This window comes from Yinghuangia seranimata (assembly GCF_029953285.1).
Classification (GTDB): domain Bacteria; phylum Actinomycetota; class Actinomycetes; order Streptomycetales; family Streptomycetaceae; genus Yinghuangia; species Yinghuangia seranimata.
The window spans coordinates 84,924-101,583 of the sequence record NZ_JASAOI010000054.1 but is presented as its reverse complement, the minus strand read 5'-3'; the positions used below and the strand labels follow the sequence as shown (position 1 = coordinate 101,583).

Annotated in this window: 17 protein-coding genes and 1 tRNA gene; 11 read left to right on the top strand and 7 right to left on the bottom strand. The window is 68.8% G+C overall.

The window, feature by feature from the left end; all coding sequences use genetic code 11:
* The first annotated feature begins 58 nt into the window (after positions 1-58).
* Positions 59-493 carry a hypothetical protein gene (locus tag QI554_RS32320; RefSeq protein WP_281475209.1) on the top strand — a complete coding sequence of 145 codons (435 nt, stop codon included), beginning with the start codon at positions 59-61 and terminating at the stop codon, positions 491-493.
* Between the two features lie 1,121 nt (positions 494-1,614).
* Here QI554_RS32320 and QI554_RS32315 read toward each other — a convergent pair.
* Together QI554_RS32315 and QI554_RS32310 are read right to left on the bottom strand one after the other, a co-directional pair.
* Positions 1,615-1,920, bottom strand: coding sequence for a hypothetical protein (locus QI554_RS32315; RefSeq protein WP_281475208.1), 306 nt, complete (start codon positions 1,918-1,920; stop codon positions 1,615-1,617).
* A 40-nt stretch (positions 1,921-1,960) separates the two neighbouring features.
* Positions 1,961-2,245, bottom strand: a complete 285-nt coding sequence (locus tag QI554_RS32310) for a CPCC family cysteine-rich protein (RefSeq protein WP_281475236.1) — start codon at positions 2,243-2,245, stop codon at positions 1,961-1,963.
* A gap of 303 nt (positions 2,246-2,548) precedes the next feature.
* Here QI554_RS32310 and QI554_RS32305 point away from each other — a divergent pair, with 303 nt between their 5' ends.
* Positions 2,549-2,716 (top strand): hypothetical protein, encoded by a 168-nt coding sequence (locus tag QI554_RS32305; RefSeq protein ID WP_281475207.1) that lies wholly within the window; start codon positions 2,549-2,551, stop codon positions 2,714-2,716.
* Positions 2,717-3,411: 695 nt separating this feature from the next.
* On the opposite strand, the gene QI554_RS32300 is transcribed toward QI554_RS32305, so the two are convergent.
* Positions 3,412-3,876 carry a UTRA domain-containing protein gene (locus tag QI554_RS32300; RefSeq protein WP_281475235.1) on the bottom strand — a complete coding sequence of 155 codons (465 nt, stop codon included), beginning with the start codon at positions 3,874-3,876 and terminating at the stop codon, positions 3,412-3,414.
* 112 nt (positions 3,877-3,988) lie between these two features.
* On the opposite strand from QI554_RS32300, the gene QI554_RS32295 reads away from it, so the two are divergent.
* The 5 genes from QI554_RS32295 to QI554_RS32275 all read left to right on the top strand — a co-directional run bounded on the left by QI554_RS32295 (position 3,989) and on the right by QI554_RS32275 (position 7,652).
* Positions 3,989-4,249, top strand: coding sequence for a hypothetical protein (locus QI554_RS32295; RefSeq protein ID WP_281475206.1), 261 nt, complete (start codon positions 3,989-3,991; stop codon positions 4,247-4,249).
* On the top strand, positions 4,246-4,449 hold the full coding sequence (locus QI554_RS32290; protein ID WP_281475205.1) for a hypothetical protein: 204 nt from the start codon (positions 4,246-4,248) through the stop codon (positions 4,447-4,449). Before QI554_RS32295 ends, QI554_RS32290 begins: the two co-directional genes overlap by 4 nt.
* 115 nt (positions 4,450-4,564) lie before the next feature.
* Entirely contained in the window at positions 4,565-6,172 is a 1,608-nt protein-coding gene (locus tag QI554_RS32285; RefSeq protein WP_281475204.1) for a replication initiator, read from the top strand.
* Positions 6,169-6,399, top strand: a complete 231-nt coding sequence (locus QI554_RS32280; RefSeq protein WP_281475203.1) for an excisionase family DNA-binding protein — start codon at positions 6,169-6,171, stop codon at positions 6,397-6,399. The genes QI554_RS32285 and QI554_RS32280 overlap by 4 nt, the downstream gene beginning before the upstream one ends.
* Positions 6,396-7,652: a tyrosine-type recombinase/integrase gene (locus QI554_RS32275; RefSeq protein WP_281475202.1), complete on the top strand. Its 1,257-nt coding sequence runs from the start codon at positions 6,396-6,398 to the stop codon at positions 7,650-7,652. The genes QI554_RS32280 and QI554_RS32275 overlap by 4 nt, the downstream gene beginning before the upstream one ends.
* A gap of 50 nt (positions 7,653-7,702) precedes the next feature.
* On the opposite strand, the gene QI554_RS32270 is transcribed toward QI554_RS32275, so the two are convergent.
* Positions 7,703-7,776, bottom strand: a tRNA-Gly gene (locus QI554_RS32270).
* 148 nt (positions 7,777-7,924) lie between these two features.
* Here QI554_RS32270 and dcd point away from each other — a divergent pair.
* A complete protein-coding gene (gene dcd / locus QI554_RS32265; RefSeq protein WP_281475200.1) occupies positions 7,925-8,500 on the top strand; it encodes a dCTP deaminase in 576 nt (191 codons plus the stop codon).
* A gap of 74 nt (positions 8,501-8,574) precedes the next feature.
* Positions 8,575-9,072: a phosphoribosyltransferase gene (locus QI554_RS32260; protein ID WP_281475198.1), complete on the top strand. Its 498-nt coding sequence runs from the start codon at positions 8,575-8,577 to the stop codon at positions 9,070-9,072.
* A gap of 254 nt (positions 9,073-9,326) precedes the next feature.
* Here the strand turns inward: QI554_RS32260 and QI554_RS32255 are convergent, their stop codons facing one another.
* The 3 genes from QI554_RS32255 to QI554_RS32245 form a co-directional block, all read right to left on the bottom strand.
* Positions 9,327-9,992 carry a bifunctional DNA primase/polymerase gene (locus QI554_RS32255; RefSeq protein WP_281475197.1) on the bottom strand — a complete coding sequence of 222 codons (666 nt, stop codon included), beginning with the start codon at positions 9,990-9,992 and terminating at the stop codon, positions 9,327-9,329.
* Positions 9,993-10,297: 305 nt separating this feature from the next.
* Positions 10,298-11,263: a Yip1 family protein gene (locus QI554_RS32250; protein WP_281475195.1), complete on the bottom strand. Its 966-nt coding sequence runs from the start codon at positions 11,261-11,263 to the stop codon at positions 10,298-10,300.
* Between the two features lie 147 nt (positions 11,264-11,410).
* A complete protein-coding gene (locus tag QI554_RS32245; protein WP_281475194.1) occupies positions 11,411-13,720 on the bottom strand; it encodes a (Fe-S)-binding protein in 2,310 nt (769 codons plus the stop codon).
* Positions 13,721-14,146: 426 nt separating this feature from the next.
* Here QI554_RS32245 and dnaK point away from each other — a divergent pair, with 426 nt between their 5' ends.
* Both dnaK and grpE read left to right on the top strand, forming a co-directional pair.
* Positions 14,147-16,003: a molecular chaperone DnaK gene (gene dnaK, locus QI554_RS32240; protein ID WP_281475193.1), complete on the top strand. Its 1,857-nt coding sequence runs from the start codon at positions 14,147-14,149 to the stop codon at positions 16,001-16,003.
* A complete protein-coding gene (grpE, locus tag QI554_RS32235; protein ID WP_281475192.1) occupies positions 16,000-16,632 on the top strand; it encodes a nucleotide exchange factor GrpE in 633 nt (210 codons plus the stop codon). The genes dnaK and grpE overlap by 4 nt, the downstream gene beginning before the upstream one ends.
* Positions 16,633-16,660: the final 28 nt, after the last annotated feature.

Below are 16,660 nucleotides of genomic sequence, written 5' to 3'. Positions count from 1 at the left end.
GCCTGGGCCGTAGGGGGTGCCTGTACGGCTATTTCCCCTCAAAGCGATCATGGGGTGCATGAACCTCAGCCTTGACCCCGACCGCGGCTCGAACACGTACGACTGCGAGTGCTGCAACGTCCCGATCGACAAGGTCTGGGGGTTCATCCGCAACGACGGCGAGCCGTACGCGGTCTTCTACGCGAACTGCTACCACCACGGCGACCACGATGTGTGGATCGACGTCATCTTCGGCACCTGGGGCACCGACACCCACACCGACCACATCACCTTCGGCTGCCGCGTAGGCCCCATCCCCGGCGAAGCCGCGCCGGCCGCCAGCCTCGTCCCGGCCGCCTCCACCTACCCGGACGACGCCCTCTTCGGCCTCAAACTCGACCGCGACTCGGCCCGCGCCCATCCCCGCCTCGCCGACTTCTGGACCGCCGTCGACTACCTGCTCGAAAACGAGCCCACGGTCTCCGCCCACCTCTACGGCCCCCGCCAAGCCTGAACCGCTGCGGGTGGCCCACCTGACCCCGTCCGGGACTATTGCGGCGCGGTGGCCTCTCCCGGCCTGGACGCCCACGGCAACGATGGCGGGCGAACGCGTCCACCGTGCTTTCCGAACGGGCTCCGCCTGGCAACACGCCGATCTCCGCGGTCGACTTCAACGCTGCCAGGATTCGGCTGCCAGACGGGCGCGGGAGCTGTGGACCAATCGGGGGCCTGCGGCTGCGCGCGCCGAATCGCGTCCTCGCCCATTCCGTGATTGATGCCGCCGCACAGACAGTCACAAGGGGAGTCCGGTGAAGCCGCGGCACAGCTCGGTGAACTACAGAAGGGCATGTCGTCTGCGTCTGGATGGTGTAGGCACAACCTGGACGTGCATGGGGTATCGAGGTACCAGTCCAACAACCCCACAGCCCCGGTGAGCTGGCGGTCCAGCACCGCGAGCATGACGGGTAGGACGTCCTCGACGATCACGGTGGCGCACCAGTACGCCACGGGAGGCTCATTGCCGATCACCATCTCCCGGTAGCCGGACGCGAAGGTTCGAGCGTGCGCGTGATCGCTGATCGCGCACAGGTCGACACTCACCCCCATGGGGCGCGTGCCACCAATCACCAATGCATCGTCCGATACGCGGACGCACCGGTTCCGAACGCTGCCGACCTCGACGCTTCCACCTCGGATTTGCTCCCACTCGGAGATCATTCCGCCCAGGACAACGCTGGTTTCACGCCCGTCGGCAAGCCTCCGCTGCTCAGTCGGCGCCTTCGAGACGAGACGGTTGATCGCTGCCTCAGCCTGCACGGTGGCCACGCTGGCGGCCGTAGACTCTTTGCCCCGTCGCGAGTTCAAGATCCCCCGATGTCCCACGCATATCGCCGCGAGAGCTGCGGCACCACTCGGCGCCATGTCCCGCATCCCGTGCGCATCATCTTGTCTGAAGAGACGGGCCCCGCTGCGGTTCGGCGAGACAAGACACGGATCCGGAGTGCGGGCGCCTACCGCGAGTTCGTACAGACCAGACGCTGAGCTTGGCAATGAGCTGCACGATCACCCCAACAGGCCTCTTGACCTGCGCCAGCGCACCGCCTGCCAAGACGCCTACCTAACCCTGACCCTCTTTCACCGCGCCGGATCCCCCCATCGGGCACGCTCCATCTCGGCCCGCAGGGCGGCAGCTTTCGCCAGAGCCAGGCGCGCAGTGCGGTCACCTTCCGGATAGGCGAAGACTGTGCCTTCAAGGGCCTGCTTGAAGGCGAAGTCCGCCCGTTCGCACTCTCGTTGCAGCGCGATGCCCTCGGCCATCGTCTCGGCGGCCCAGCCCCGCGTAGGCCCATGCGCCCGAACATGCTCGCTCAGCGCCACGGCGGCCCTGCCCGCCGCGAGCTTCAGGCTGATCAGGTGCTCCGGAATTTCAATGTTGGTCATGCTGACAACTCCTGCTGGGGCCCGCCCCGCGGGCGACTGCTCATTGCGGCTGCTCGTCCATGAAACGCTTCGCCGCAGCCCACCAACTTCCCACGCCACCACGGCTCACCGAGTCCGGGCCCACGCCATCAGCGATGAAGGCCTCGTACTCCTCGCGCGCCTGAGTCAGACTCATCGACCCGTTCGGACCGCCCAAGACTTGATCCGCGTTGGAGTCGTCCTGCCCGTCGTCTTCCCACCCGCACTCCGGGCAGATCTCGAAGCAGGCGAACGACTCCAACGTCATGAGCCGGCAGCAAGGACATGGATACGGTCCGCCGTCCATTCGCCGCTGCTGGTGCTGCTCGGATCGAGGCGGCTGTGAGTCCATGGTCAGGACCCTAGGACCGAGGCCTCGCCACGACGAACGCTTTTGATCCGTAGCTCGCGTCAGACCGGATATCCACGGTCGTCCTGGTCTCCGCCGGGCCGCCCCACAGCACATAAAGCCAATGCCGGCCACCGCGGTTGCTGTTTACCGCTGCCGACAACGAGCACCTGCGCGCCGCGGGCGGAGGTGTTCCACGACGGGACCCCGTATGTCCGCGGGTGGAGCGAGGCTGACCGCGCGACGCGGGAGCTGGCGGACATGCTGACCCTGGCCGGGATCGCGGTCGGCTTCGGCGCGCTGAAGGCCGACGTGAACGTTCACGGGGATGGACTCGTGAACCTCGGCGCGGTGCCGACGGATGTAGTGGCGCAGCTGGCGCACCTTCTGGCGCGTGGGTTGTGCACGGAGATTGCTGCGAACCTATAGACAGGCCGCACAAGTGAGTTGGGGTATCAGCAAGATGCCGTGTGAGGCAAATCACATATCGATTGGCCGTGTTGCCTGGGATCTAGTCAATGACTAGCTATCCACTAACCATCCACTAGCCATTGACTACCTACTCGCGGCAACGAAGCACCAACGGTGCGAGAGTGAGCTCACTTTGCGTTTCGTTGTCGGGCCCAAAGTCTGTGCGTTCGCCGGAGAGCCTGGACCGACGCCGAGTAAGGTCGGTCGTGGCGGACCGCAACTGGACTTCAGGCCCAGTCCGTTCGCCGCCGTCTCGCTCGCCGACATTCGGTGAGTTAGGTGGCGGTGAATGGAGTGAACGTGGAGAACCTGATGCGTGCGCCTACGGTGGCGCCTCGGCTGCGCAGGAGGTTACGGACTGGCAGAGATCACTTCCGCCGGTACGCGCCTCGTGTAGGACGAGCCATCTGGCGCTGTGTGTACGTCGCGGATGCGGTGTGGCGATGGACGCACGGAGAAGGGCCCGGGCAACCCGGACCCTTCTAGCCGTACCTGATTGGCCGGGTCCCCTCATCGTCTTCCCGGGCGCGAGGGGACTCGGTCTTTGTTGGAACAATGTGGAACAAGGGCCAGGAAATCTGGCACGTTCTACTACGTTCTGCTCCCGACACTGTATCTGTCTGCAGAGACAGTTAGGGCGGATACCGCACACGTCACGTGTGCGGAACCTGCTGCGGCGAGGTTCGATACGTCATCTCCAAGTCGTCCCCCGGAATCTTGAACTCTTCTAGTGCAGGCGGACGTTCGTCTTGATTGAGCGTCACGCGGAGTACCTGGAACAACGGGACGCCTTCGGCCAGTCGGAGTGTGGTGGCCTCGTCGGGCATGGGCATCCGCGTGCGGAGGTGCTCGACCCAGTGCAGCTGGTAGCCGGCGGCTTCGAGTGCGCCGAAGAGCGCGGGCGCGGGCGGCGGGGCCGTCTCCTCGTATGGGGTGCCGACCATCACGGAGAACGGGACGTAGGTGCGGTGCGTCTGGCGCAGCCTGCCGTGCTCGGCAGTGTGGACCTCGTCGTACGTGAACATCGGCTCGCCCGGCGCGACTCGCAACAGGTCGGCGAGGGCGAGCGGGGCGTCTGTGCGGGTGGCAGTCGGTTCGCCTTGGACGGTCCAGCGGATGGCGTCGGCCTCGACGTAGCGGCCGTCGTGCTCACGCCGGACGCTGACCAGTCAAGGCCGGTCGGTCGGGTTCTGCGTGATTGGGGCGCTTCAGGATCCGCGTAAGGAGGTCATGAACCTCCGCAACCTGTTCCCGGACCGGATCGCGCTGCGGTTGGGCGAGCCGGGTCAGGTGGACATGGTGCTCGCCTCCGGGGCCCGGGACCGCGGTGCGACCGCGGACCTGATCTCGGCCGACCCGAAGACCGGCGCGGGCGTCGGATATGTGAAGCGGGAGGCGCACCCGGAACCGGTGCGGGTACGGGCGGCGTTCGTCTCGGACGCGGACATCGACACGATGGTGCGCGACGTTGCTGCGGGTGGTGCGGCATGAACGGGATCGACATGGCGTCGGGGGCGGATGCCCTCGGCGGGTTCGGGGACTACCTGGCCGCACACCCGGGCCTGCCCGTGCTGGTGTCGGTGCAGATGAGCTGGAACCACGTGGAAACCGAGTGGGAGATCAGCGGGCAGCTTGCTGACGACCCGGCTGAACTCGTCGCGTGGGCCGACGTTATGCGCGCCGTGCCGTGATGACCGTGCAGGACCACGAAGACGGGTACATCGGCCCGTACACGCTGCACAAGGTGTCCGGTCGGCTAAGTGGCTACCGGCTGACGGTCTGGGCCCATGCGCGACGGAGCGGGTCATGACCGGCCGAACGACGCGGGTGGAGCGGGCCCGCATGCCCTTCGCGAAGGAGGTCGTGCGGGCCGCTGCCCTCGAACACGGGGTGTGCATCCGGCCGGTGGCGCTGCGGCGTACCGACATCACGACCGGCGAAGTCGAGGTCGTGGACGTGCCCTGCGGGGCGGCGCTGGCGAGCGTGTGCGCGTCGTGTGCGGAGCGGAAGCGTCAGCTGCGGATGGCGCATTGCCGGGAGGGCCGGCACCTGACCGAGGAACCGGACCTGTCGGCGGATGAGCCGAACCAGACGCAGCGGTGGTTGGTCGAGGTGAGGGCGGACGTCACCCGGGATCACGACCAGGCGGCGGGCGAGGAACGCGAACAACTCGCCGGCGACCTGGCCGCGCTCGATGACGAGATCACCCGGTCCGGGGTGCGCGGCAACGTCGACCCGGACAAGGCGAAGCGGAGGGCCCGCTCCACGCGGCGGCGGAATGACGTCGTCGACCTGCCTCGACGCAAGATCGACGCCCGCACCGTCGGCAAGGCGTACACGGCGCCGCACGGGAAGACGTTCCGGCCCTCGCTGTTCGTCACGCTCACCCTGCCCTCGTACGGGCGGGTGCGGAAGGACGGGACGCCCGTCGACGCGATCTCGTACGACTACCGGCGGGCCGCGCGGGACGCGCTGCACTTCTCCAAGCTCGTTGATCGGTTCATCCAGAACCTGCGGCGGCTGGTCGGCTTCGACGTGCAGTACTTCGCCGTGGTGGAGCCGCAACGGCGGCTTGCGCCTCACGTCCACCTCGCGATTCGCGGGACGGTGTCGCGGGCGGAGCTGCGGCAGGTTGCGGCGGCGACGTATCACCAGGTGTGGTGGCCGGACTGCGACGAACCGGTATTCGACGGCGATGCCGTGCCGGTCTGGGATGACGAGCTGGGCGGCTACGTCGACCCGGATACCGGCGTCGCGTTGGCGACGTGGGACGAAGCGCTCGACGAACTGGATGCCGAAGAGACCGCGGAGGCGGTGCACGTCGCACGATTCGGGGTTCAGGTGAACGCGAAGGGCGTGCTCGTCCGGTCGAGGGACGCGCGGCGGTGCATCGGCTATCTCGCGAAGTACCTCAACAAGTCCGTGCACGAGTGCCACGAGCCGGACTCGGACGCGCAGCGGGACCACGTCGACCGGCTGGCAGAGGAGCTGCGATTCGAGCCGTGTTCGCCTGCCTGCGCGAACTGGCTCCGGTACGGCGTCCAGCCCAAGCACGCGCGGGACGGGATGCAGCCGGGTCATTGCAAGGCGAAAGCGCATCGCCGTACACACCTGGGCTACGGCGGCCGGCGGGTGCTGGTGTCGCGGAAGTGGTCGGGCAAGTCGCTCGCCGACCACAAGCACGAACGGCGGGCCTGGGTGCTCGAACGGCTCGGCGAGACGAACAGGGGCACGGACGTCGATCGGTACATCTGGGAGCATGCCCGGCCGAGCGATCCGGACGTGCCCTCGATCTCGCACCGCCTCTTAACAGCGATCGCCGAACGCCAGCGCTGGCGCGCCGCGCTCGACGCAGCGACGGCGCAGGCAGACGGACAGCCCAGCAATTCGGCAACTCGGGGGAGGGCCGCATGAACGAGGCGCAAGACCGGCTGCTGTCGGTCGTCGAGGTGGCGGAACTGCTGGGCACGACGGAGCGGTTCCCGCGCCGGCTGATCGCGGAACGGCGTATCGCGTACGTGAAAGTCGGCAGCCACGTTCGCATCCGGCAGAGCGTGGTGGACAGCTACTTGGCGGCGAATACCGTCGAGCCCGCTCCGCCGCGTCGGCGTCGGGCGGGGTACCGCAGGAGCTTCCGATGAGCGGCAACAACAAGGGCGAGCGGCGCCGGTTCGGGAACGTCAGGAAGTTGCCGTCAGGGCGGTATCAGGCGCGTTACCTGGGCCCGGACGGTCTCATGCGGCCGGCGCCGGACACCTTCGAGACGTGGGACGACGCCGATGACTGGGTCGCGCTGAAGAAGGCGGAGATCAGGGGCGGCCACTGGCGGGACCCGGATACAGGTGCGGTGAACTTCGAGAAGTACGCGCTGAAGTGGATCGAGGAGCGTCCCTTGGGTGCTACGACGGAGGAGCTGTACCGCAGGCTGCTCCGGCTGCATCTACTCCCCAAGTTCGGCGAGTACGACCTGGACGAGATCGCCGCGCCGGATGTGCGGGCATGGCGGGCGGAACGGCTCCGGGCTACTGGGGCGACGACGGTGGCGAAGTCGTACCGCCTGCTGAAGGCGGTCTTCCAGACGGCCTTTGAGGAAGACGAACTGATCGACCGCAACCCATGCCGGATCAAGGGCGCCGGGCAGGAGTCACCCAAGGAACGGCCGGTGGCCACGGTCGCCCAAGTCGATGCGCTGGCGGATGCGATGGGGCCGCGGTGGCGGCTGATGGTCCAACTGGCCGCGTACTGCTCGCTGCGTCCTGAGGAGCAAGCGGAGCTGCGGCGCGAAGACGTCGACCAGACGCGGCGGGCGCTGTCCATCACGGAGGCATCGCCGGAGCTGACGACGGGGCGGCGCGTGACCGGTGCTCCCAAGTCGGCGGCCGGCAGCCGGACCGTGTTCTATCCGGCGCTGCTCGATGCCGACGTGGCGCTGCATATGGAGCTGTATGCGGCCAAGGGCGATGACGGGCTGCTGTTCGTCGGAGAGCGTGGGGCGCCGTTTCGGCGGTCGTCGTTCGGGCGGAAGTGGCGGAAGGCGTGCGCGAAGGTCGGGATGCGGCGGGGCTTCCGGTTCTACGACCTGCGGCACACCGGGAACACGCTCGCCACGCAGTCCGGGGCGACGCTGAAGGACGTGATGGTGCGGGCCGGCCAGTCGACGGAGAAGGCCGCGATGATCTATCAGCACTCGACGGAGGACCAGCAGCGGCGCGTGGCACAGCAGCTCGACAAGCGGGTGCGGGCGGATCGGCGGGGGGCGGAGAAGCCGAGGGCGAACCGCGCCGGGACAACGGGGAGGAGGTCCAAGCCGAAGGGGGCCGGCCAGGGTTCGGGCTCGGGTGAGGGACCCGCTCCGACCGGCACATCTGGCACGGATCTGGCACGCGGCTCGTAATTGGTCCAGACAACAAACAAGGCCCGGGTCTGTGACCTGGGCCTTCATACTGGAGCGGGTGACGAGAATCGAACTCGCGCTCTGAGCTTGGGAAGCTCATGTTCTACCATTAAACTACACCCGCGACCGCCAACCCCGATCAGGGATTCGCGGCTCACACTGTACCCGATCGCGGCCGAGGGGCGCACAGCGTTTGCTGAGGGGCGCGGGGGTGGGGGTGGGTTGGCGGGGCCGTTTGGGGGGATTGCGGGTGTGGCGGCTACCCTCGCTGTGTGCTGCTTTCGGACAAGGACATTCGCGCGGAGATCGACGCCGGTCGGGTCGGGATCGACCCCTTTGAGGCGGACATGGTCCAGCCGTCCAGTGTTGACGTCCGGCTCGACAGGTATTTCCGGGTGTTCGAGAACCACCGGTACCCGCACATCGACCCCGCGGTCGAGCAGCCGGATCTGACGCGGCTGATCGAGCCGGAGGGGGATGAACCGTTCATCCTGCACCCGGGCGAGTTCGTGCTGGCGTCGACGTACGAGGTCATCACGCTGCCGGACGACGTCGCGAGCCGGCTCGAGGGGAAGAGCTCGCTGGGGCGGCTGGGGCTGCTGACGCATTCGACGGCCGGCTTCATCGACCCCGGGTTCTCGGGGCATGTCACGCTGGAGTTGTCGAACGTCGCGACGCTGCCGATCAAGCTGTGGCCCGGTATGAAGATCGGGCAGCTGTGCCTGTTCCGGCTGTCCTCGCCCGCCGAATTCCCGTACGGGTCCTCGGTGTACGGCTCGCGGTACCAGGGCCAGCGCGGCCCGACGGCCTCGCGTTCGTTCCAGAACTTCCACCGCTCGAAGATCTGAGTGGTCCGATCGCCCCGCGCGATCGGCGAGAATCGGATACCCCGCCCCCGAATCACCAGTTAGGCGTCCCCGACATGACCGACGTGCGCGAGAACCTCACCTGGGAGCTGCTCGGCACCGCGACCCGCGAGCTCGCCGAGCAGGTCGCGGCGGACGGCTACGAGCCGGACATAATCCTGTCGATCGCCCGCGGCGGGGTCTTCGCCGCCGGCGCGCTGGCGTACGCGCTCGACTGCAAGAACCTCCACCTGGTGAACGTCGAGTTCTACACCGGCGTCGGCACCACGCTGGAGATGCCGATCATGCTCGCTCCGGTGCCGAACATCATCGACTTCACCGACAAGAAGGTGCTGGTCGCCGACGACGTCGCGGACACCGGCAAGACGCTGAAGCTGGTGCGCGACTTCTGCCAGGACGCGGTCGCGGACGTGCGCTGCGCGGTGATCTACGAGAAGCCGCAGTCGTCGGTGAAGTGCGAGTACGTCTGGAAGCACACCGAGGACTGGATCAACTTCCCGTGGTCGGTCCTTCCGCCGGTGGTGTCGCGCGAGGGCCAGATCCTCGACGCGTAGGGGGCGAGGGCGTACATGCCCGCGCCGTGGTCGGTCTTCCGCGATCCGGGACCGCCGCGCACAGAGACAGCGCCGCGCACAGAGACAGTGAACGGCCCCGCCGAGGGGCGCCCGACGGGAATGGTTTCCGGGCGCGCGGCGGGGCCGTTGTCATGCGGCACTGTGTGGGACTCGGTCCCTCCGGGTGGCCCGCTGCCGTGGGGCCGGGTGGGCGGCCGCGGGGCGGTGTGCCCGGTGGGGCGGAGCGGGAGCTGTCAACCACTCACCTCCTCGCGTACGTGCGTGGCCCGGGCGGCGGCGTGCTGGCATGAGCGCACTAGGGTGCCCAGCAGGTCGACGGCTTCGGGCAGGCGGCGGTCGGACGGGTCGGGCGCGACGGCCCAGCGGGGCTCGGGGCCGCCGGGACGGGGTCCCGCGGGGGCCGGGACCACGTGGCCCAGGCCGTGGTGGCGGACGTCCAGGTGCGCGGCGTCGTTGTGGTCGATGGTGTACCAGTACACGTCGCGGGCGCCGGGGCGGACGAGGAACAGCAGGCGGTCGGACGGCAGGTGCACGACCGGCCCGGAGGCGAAGCCGACATGGGCGAGTTCGCGGAGCGCCGCGTAGCCGGCCGGGGCGGGCGCGTCGAGGACGTCGAACTCGAAGCCGGTGGCGAGTAACACCGTGTACGGCCGTCGGCTCCACCAGGCCCGCAGCACGTCCGCCGAGCGGCTCGCCGCGGTGTGCGCGACCTCGTCGCCGGGGTGCGCGCCGGGTTCCGGGCAGCGCGGCGAGCGGCACGAGCAGCGTCCGTGGTCGAGGTACGCGCCGGGGAGCACCGGCCAGCCCCGGTCCGTCGCGTAGAACAGTGCGGCCGCGAGCTGGGCCGCCAGGGGGGCTCCGCCTGGGCCGGGGCCGAGGGAGCGTCGCCGCACGAGCATGTCCGGTCCTCACCGCGGCGGTCGTACGGCCGGGCCGTAGCGTGCGATCCGACGTCCTCGGCCGGGGCCGGGACCGCCGCGTGGTCGCGAGCGCTGGATGCGCTGTTCCTGTTGTCGAGGAAACCGCGTGCCGGGCGGGACGGGAAGATCCATCCGAGGCGCATCTGGGGCCGCTTGTGGTCCGGGTGGTCCGGTTGTGGTCCGCTTTGTGCGGCCAGGTCGTCCGAGGCCGGACAGCGGCCGCGGGAGGGCGCCGGGGCCGGCCCACCCGCGATGCGAGGCAGGCCGGCCGGCCGGCACGCGCGTCAGCCGGTCAGCGGCAGCTTCAGCACCAGCAGCACGCCGATCGCCTGTACCGACACGGCGCCCAGCGCCTTGGGCCACGGCAGTTCGTGGACGCGTTCCACGAGCGCCGTCAGCAGCCACACGGTCACCGCCCACGTCGCGACGCCGAGCGCGACCACGGCCTTGTTGCCGTCGGCGGTGAACAGCGCGATGGCGAGCCGCGGCAGGTCGGCGAGCCACACCACGAGCATGGAGAGCGTGATGAGCGGCCCGGCCTCGCCGTTGCCGCCGAAGGTGGCGGCCAGCATGTTCGTGACCCAGCCGAGCACCACGAGGAACGCCGGTACGAGCACCGCGGTGATGAGCAGCGCGGGCACGCTGGTGCTCAGGGTGGACGTCACGACGTCCTTGCGGGCGCTGTCGTTGGCGACCAGCGCGAGCACGCCGCACAGCGCCGAGACGATCAGGGCGGGCCACCAGAACGCCTGGTCGCGGGCCCGCTCCAGGGTCGCCAGCGGCCGGGCTATCAGGCCGCTGAACAGCTCCTGCCAGACCAGCGGGCGCTCCGGGGCGGTGGCGCCGTACGGCTGGCCCGCGCGGTACACGGTGCCGGCCGACCGCGGCGTCGGCGGCGGCACGGCGGGCGTGACGCGCGTGTAGCCGTCGGGAGTCTGCCCGTACACGTAGATGCTGGTCTCGTCGGGCAGCGCCAGCGGGCCGCCGGGGTACGCGGGCGGCTCGCTCTGCTGCCGGTGCCGCGCCTGCTCGGCCCGGGCCCGTTCCGCGCGCTCGCGTTCGGCCTGCTCGGCGCGTTCGCGTTCGGCCTGCTCCGCCTGCTGCTGGGCGTACTGCTGCGGGTAGTACTGCGCGTACTGCTCGGGATACTGCGGCGCAGGCTGCTGTGGTTGTGGGGGTTGCTGCGGCAGCGGCCTGCCGTACTGGTCGTACCGCTGCTGGTGCTGGCCGTAGGGGTCGTTGCCGGTCACACCCTTGACGGTACCGGGTGTGTGCGGGGTGGCGTTGGCGTAGTCCTGCCGGAATTGCCTTTCGGGCGTTGGTAGATGTGGAGATACGCCGATGCCGGCGGTCCCGTGGGGGACCGCCGGCATCGGATCGCGCGTGGAGCGGTGCGGTTACGCGTCGGCGCCCTCGGCCGCCGCGGCGGGCTCGGTGCCGACCGCGGGACCGGCCGCCGGACCGGCCGCGGGACCGGCGGGCGCGCCGACCGGCTCGGGGATCTTCACCGACTGCAGGAGCAGCTGCGAGACGTCGACGACCTGCGTCGACTCCTTCGCCTGCCCGGACTGCTTCTTGCCGGTGACCGAGTCGGACAGCATGACCAGGCAGAACGGGCACGCGGTGGAGACGATGTCCGGGTTGAGGGACAGCGCCTCGTCGACGCGCTCGTTGTTGATGCGCTTGCCGATGCGCTCTTCCATCCACATGCGCGCGCCGCCGGCGCCGCAGCAGAAGCCGCGCTCCTTGTGGCGGTGCATCTCCTCGTTGCGCAGGCCCGGCACCTTGGCGATGATCTCGCGCGGCGGCGTGTAGATCTTGTTGTGCCGGCCGAGGTAGCACGGGTCGTGGTAGGTGATGAGGCCCTCGACGGGGCCGACCGGCACGAGCTTGCCCTCGTCGACCAGGTGCTGCAGCAGCTGCGTGTGGTGGACGACCTCGAAGTGCCCGCCGAGCTGCGGGTACTCGTTGGCGATCGTGTTGAAGCAGTGCGGGCAGGTGGTGACGATGCGCTTCTTCGCCGCCGGCAGCTTGGTCGACTCGTCCTCGTCGTCCTCGCCGAAGGCCATGTTCAGCGTCGCGACGTTCTGCGCGCCGAGCATCTGGAAGAGGAACTCGTTGCCGAGGCGGCGCGCCGAGTCACCGGTGCAGGACTCGTCCTTGCCGAGGATCGCGTACTTGACGCCCGCGATGTGCAGCAGCTCGGCGAACGCCTTGGTGGTCTTCTTCGCGCGGTCCTCGAGGGCGCCGGCGCAGCCGACCCAGTACAGGTACTCGACCTCGGTCGGGTCGATGTCCTGGCCCATGACCGGCACCTCGATGCCGGTGGCCTTCTTGAGCTCCTTGACCCAGTCGAGGCGCGCCTTGGGGGCGAGGCCCCACGGGTTGCCCTTGTTCTCCAGGCCCTTGAGCATCGTGGCGGCCTCGGACGGGAACGCCGACTCGATGAGCACCTGGTAGCGGCGCATGTCGACGATGTGGTCGACGTGCTCGATGTCGACGGGGCACTGCTCGACGCAGGCGCCGCAGGTGGTGCAGGACCACAGGACGTCCGGGTCGATGATGCCGCCGGCCGCGGCGTCGCCGATGAGCGGCCGCTCGGCCTCCGCGAGCGCCGCCGCGGGGACCTTGGCGAGCTGCTCGGCGCTGCCCTTCTCGTCGCCGCCGAGGTCCTTGCCGCCGCCGGCGAGGAGGTACGGCGCCTTGGCGAACGCGTGCTCGCGCAGCGACATGATGAGCAGCTTCGGGGACAGCGGCTTGCCGGTGTTCCAGGCGGGGCACTGCGACTGGCAGCGGCCGCACTCGGTGCAGGTCGCGAAGTCGAGCAGGCCCTTCCAGCTGAAGTGCTCGACCTGGCCGACGCCGAAGATGTCGTCGTCCTTCGGGTCCTCGAAGTCGATCGGCTGGCCGCCGGAGGTCATCGGCTGCAGCGCGCCGAGCGCGACCGCGCCGGAGGACTCGCGCTTGAAGTAGATGTTGAAGAACGCCGTGAAGCGGTGCCACGCGACACCCATCGACGGGTTCAGGCCGATCGTCGCCGCCCAGGCCGTCGAGATCACGATCTTGAGGGCCGCGACCAGGTAGATCAGGTTCGACAGGGTGTCGACCGACAGGCCCGAGAACGCCTTCACCAGGGGGTACGAGAACAGGTAGTGCGCGTTGTACGACGTCTCGCCGTTGATCGCGCCTTCCAGTCCCCGCAGCGTCATGATGCACAGGCCGACGCCGAGGACCACGCCTTCGACGAAGTACGCCTGCCAGAACGTCGAGCCGGCGAAGCGCGACTTGCGGCCGGCCAGGCGCGGGTGGTTGAACTGCCGGATCGTGATCAGCGTCAGGATGCCGAGGATCGTCGTGAAGCCGAGGACCTCCTCGATGACGTTCCAGACGATCCAGTGGCCGATGATCGGCAGGTGGAACTCGGCGTCGAAGAGCTGGCCGTACGCGTTGACCAGGGTGAGGACCAGCCCGCCGAAGCCGACCATCACGAACCAGTGCGCCGCGCCGACGACGCCCCACTTGAGCATCCGGGTGTGGCCCAGGATCTCGGTGAGCATGTTCGCGAGGCGCTTGCCGACCGGGCCGGAGCGGCCGAGGACGGGTTGGCCGAGTCTGACGTACTGATAGATGTACACGGCGGCGCGCCCGAGCAGGGCAAAGCCGACCACGCTGATGACCAGCGCTATGACGATGGCTGCGAGCTGCATCGCGGTTCTGCTCCTCCGGTGGGACGTCCCTTCCGGGGCGTGTATCGGCCGTCAGCGTACGGCCGTGCGTGCATCTTACCGACTGGTAACTTATCCGCTGAACGGATGATCTCCATCACTGCGGGTGCATTGCAACACTCGCGAGATGTGACGACCCGTCAGTTTTCCTTACCGCATGCTGACACAGACCACCCCGGAACCCCGACCCAGGGGGCCCCTTGGGGTGGGCCCGGCCCAGGGCTTTGCGGTGATCGCCGATGGCGACTTCCAGTGTCGGCGTGGCGGCGGAATCGCCAAACAGCCCCGCTATGCGACCGCTACAGGCAGTAAAGTTGAGTCAGGAATACTCAAGCGGTTTGACGCCGTTGAAATGGTCGTTCATCCTTGAGCGCGTATCGCTCAACCTTCCCCCTGGAGGTCCCCAACATGGCACGTGCGGTCGGAATCGACCTCGGTACGACGAACTCTGTCGTCAGCGTTCTCGAAGGCGGCGAGTCGACCGTCATCACCAACGCGGAGGGGTCCCGGACCACACCGTCCGTGGTGGCCTTCGCGAAGAACGGTGAGGTGCTCGTCGGCGAGGTCGCCAAGCGCCAGGCCGTCACCAACGTCGACCGGACCATCCGTTCGGTGAAGCGCCACATGGGCACCGACTGGTCCGTGGCGATCGACGACAAGAAGTACACCCCGCAGGAGATCAGCGCCCGCATCCTGCAGAAGCTCAAGCGCGACGCCGAGGCGTACCTGGGCGAGAAGGTCACCGACGCGGTGATCACCGTCCCGGCGTACTTCAACGACGCCGAGCGCCAGGCCACGAAGGAGGCCGGCGAGATCGCGGGCCTCAACGTCCTGCGCATCGTCAACGAGCCGACCGCCGCCGCGCTGGCGTACGGCCTCGACAAGGGCGACGAGCAGACCATCCTCGTCTTCGACCTCGGCGGCGGCACCTTCGACGTGTCGCTCCTGGAGATCGGCGACGGCGTGGTCGAGGTGAAGGCCACCAATGGTGACAACCACCTCGGCGGCGACGACTGGGACCAGCGGATCGTCGACCACCTGGTGCGCCAGTTCCAGAACGCGCACGGTGTCGACCTGTCCAAGGACAAGATGGCGCTGCAGCGCCTGCGCGAGTCGGCGGAGAAGGCCAAGATCGAGCTGTCCAGCTCGAGCGAGACCAGCATCAACCTGCCGTACATCACCGCGTCGGCCGAGGGCCCGCTGCACCTGGACGAGAAGCTGACCCGCGCGCAGTTCCAGCAGCTCACGCAGGACCTGCTCGACCGCGTCAAGGTGCCGTTCCACAACGTCATCAAGGACGCCGGCATCCAGCTGTCCGAGATCCACCACGTCGTCCTCGTCGGCGGCTCGACCCGCATGCCGGCCGTGGCCGACGTCGTGCGCGAGCTGACCGGTGGCAAGGAGCCCAACAAGGGCGTCAACCCGGACGAGGTCGTGGCCATCGGCGCCGCGCTCCAGGCCGGTGTGCTCAAGGGCGAGGTCAAGGACGTCCTGCTGCTCGACGTCACCCCGCTGTCGCTTGGCATCGAGACCAAGGGCGGCATCATGACCAAGCTCATCGAGCGCAACACCACGATCCCGACGAAGCGCTCGGAGATCTTCACGACGGCCGACGACAACCAGCCGTCCGTGCAGATCCAGGTGTTCCAGGGTGAGCGCGACATCGCCGCGTACAACAAGAAGCTCGGCATGTTCGAGCTGACCGGCCTGCCGCCGGCGCCGCGCGGCGTCCCGCAGATCGAGGTCACCTTCGACATCGACGCGAACGGCATCGTCCACGTGTCCGCCAAGGACCTCGGGACGGGCAAGGAGCAGTCGATGACCATCACCGGCGGCTCGGGCCTGCCCAAGGACGACATCTCCCGCATGATGCGCGAGGCCGAGGAGCACGCGGAGGAGGACAAGCGCCGCCGTGAGGACGCGGAGACCCGCAACCAGGCGGAGCAGCTCGTCTACACCACCGAGAAGTTCCTCAAGGACAACGGCGACAAGGTCCCGGGCGACGTCAAGTCCGAGGTCGAGGCCACCGTCGCGGAGCTGAAGGACGCGCTCAAGGGCGAGGACATCGCGGCCATCCGCGACGCCGCCGAGAAGGTCGCGACCACCAGCCAGAAGCTCGGCTCGGCGATGTACGCCGGCGCGCAGCCGGGTGACGCCGCAGGTGCGGCGGGCGCTTCCGCGGGTAACACCCCGGGTGCGGCCGACGATGATGTCGTCGACGCCGAGATCGTCGACGAGGACAAGCGTGAGGGTGGTGCTGCGTGACGGAGGGTTCGCACGGCTTCCCCGAGGAGCCGGTGATCCGCGACAAGCGACGCATCGACCCCGAGACCGGTGAGGTCCGTACTCCCGCCGAGCAGGAAGGAGCCGCCCGCGAGGGCGGCTCCGCCCCCGCCGCGGAGCCGTCGGCTTCCGCCGCGGAGCTCGCGGAGGCGCGCGCCCAGGCCACCGAGCGCACCCTGGACCTGCAGCGCCTGCAGGCCGAGTACGCCAACTACCGCAAGCGCGTCGAGCGCGACCGGCAGGCGGTCGGCGAGCAGGCCCTCGTCAAGGTGCTGACCGAACTGCTGCCCGTGCTCGACGACATCGGCCGCGCCCGCGACCACGGCGAGCTCGCCGGCGGGTTCAAGTCGGTCGCCGAGTCGCTCGAGTCCATCGTGGCGAAGATGGGCCTGCAGAGCTTCGGCAAGAAGGGCGAGCCGTTCGACCCGGTGGTCCACGAGGCGCTGCTGCACAGCTACGCCCCGGACGTCACCGAGCCGACGTGCGTCGAAATCCTGCAGCCGGGCTACCAGTTCCGCGAGCGGGTCATCCGGCCCGCGCGTGTCGCGGTGGCCGAGCCCGCCGAGGCGAGCGAGGCCGCGAGCCCCGGCGCCGAATCGGACAACGGCTGAACACGACACAGCCCGGAAGGAAGGGAGG

What these genes read in the sequence shown, in the direction of transcription:
- QI554_RS32320 (WP_281475209.1), top strand. Translation starts at nt 59, where the DNA reads ATGAACCTCAGCCTTGACCCCGACCGCGGCTCGAACACGTACGACTGC.
- QI554_RS32315 (WP_281475208.1), bottom strand. Translation starts at nt 1,920, where the DNA reads ATGACCAACATTGAAATTCCGGAGCACCTGATCAGCCTGAAGCTCGCG.
- QI554_RS32310 (WP_281475236.1), bottom strand. Translation starts at nt 2,245, where the DNA reads ATGGACGGCGGACCGTATCCATGTCCTTGCTGCCGGCTCATGACGTTG.
- QI554_RS32305 (WP_281475207.1), top strand. Translation starts at nt 2,549, where the DNA reads ATGCTGACCCTGGCCGGGATCGCGGTCGGCTTCGGCGCGCTGAAGGCC.
- QI554_RS32295 (WP_281475206.1), top strand. Translation starts at nt 3,989, where the DNA reads ATGAACCTCCGCAACCTGTTCCCGGACCGGATCGCGCTGCGGTTGGGC.
- QI554_RS32290 (WP_281475205.1), top strand. Translation starts at nt 4,246, where the DNA reads ATGAACGGGATCGACATGGCGTCGGGGGCGGATGCCCTCGGCGGGTTC.
- QI554_RS32285 (WP_281475204.1), top strand. Translation starts at nt 4,565, where the DNA reads ATGACCGGCCGAACGACGCGGGTGGAGCGGGCCCGCATGCCCTTCGCG.
- QI554_RS32280 (WP_281475203.1), top strand. Translation starts at nt 6,169, where the DNA reads ATGAACGAGGCGCAAGACCGGCTGCTGTCGGTCGTCGAGGTGGCGGAA.
- QI554_RS32275 (WP_281475202.1), top strand. Translation starts at nt 6,396, where the DNA reads ATGAGCGGCAACAACAAGGGCGAGCGGCGCCGGTTCGGGAACGTCAGG.
- QI554_RS32260 (WP_281475198.1), top strand. Translation starts at nt 8,575, where the DNA reads ATGACCGACGTGCGCGAGAACCTCACCTGGGAGCTGCTCGGCACCGCG.
- QI554_RS32255 (WP_281475197.1), bottom strand. Translation starts at nt 9,992, where the DNA reads ATGCTCGTGCGGCGACGCTCCCTCGGCCCCGGCCCAGGCGGAGCCCCC.
- QI554_RS32245 (WP_281475194.1), bottom strand. Translation starts at nt 13,720, where the DNA reads ATGCAGCTCGCAGCCATCGTCATAGCGCTGGTCATCAGCGTGGTCGGC.
- dnaK (WP_281475193.1), top strand. Translation starts at nt 14,147, where the DNA reads ATGGCACGTGCGGTCGGAATCGACCTCGGTACGACGAACTCTGTCGTC.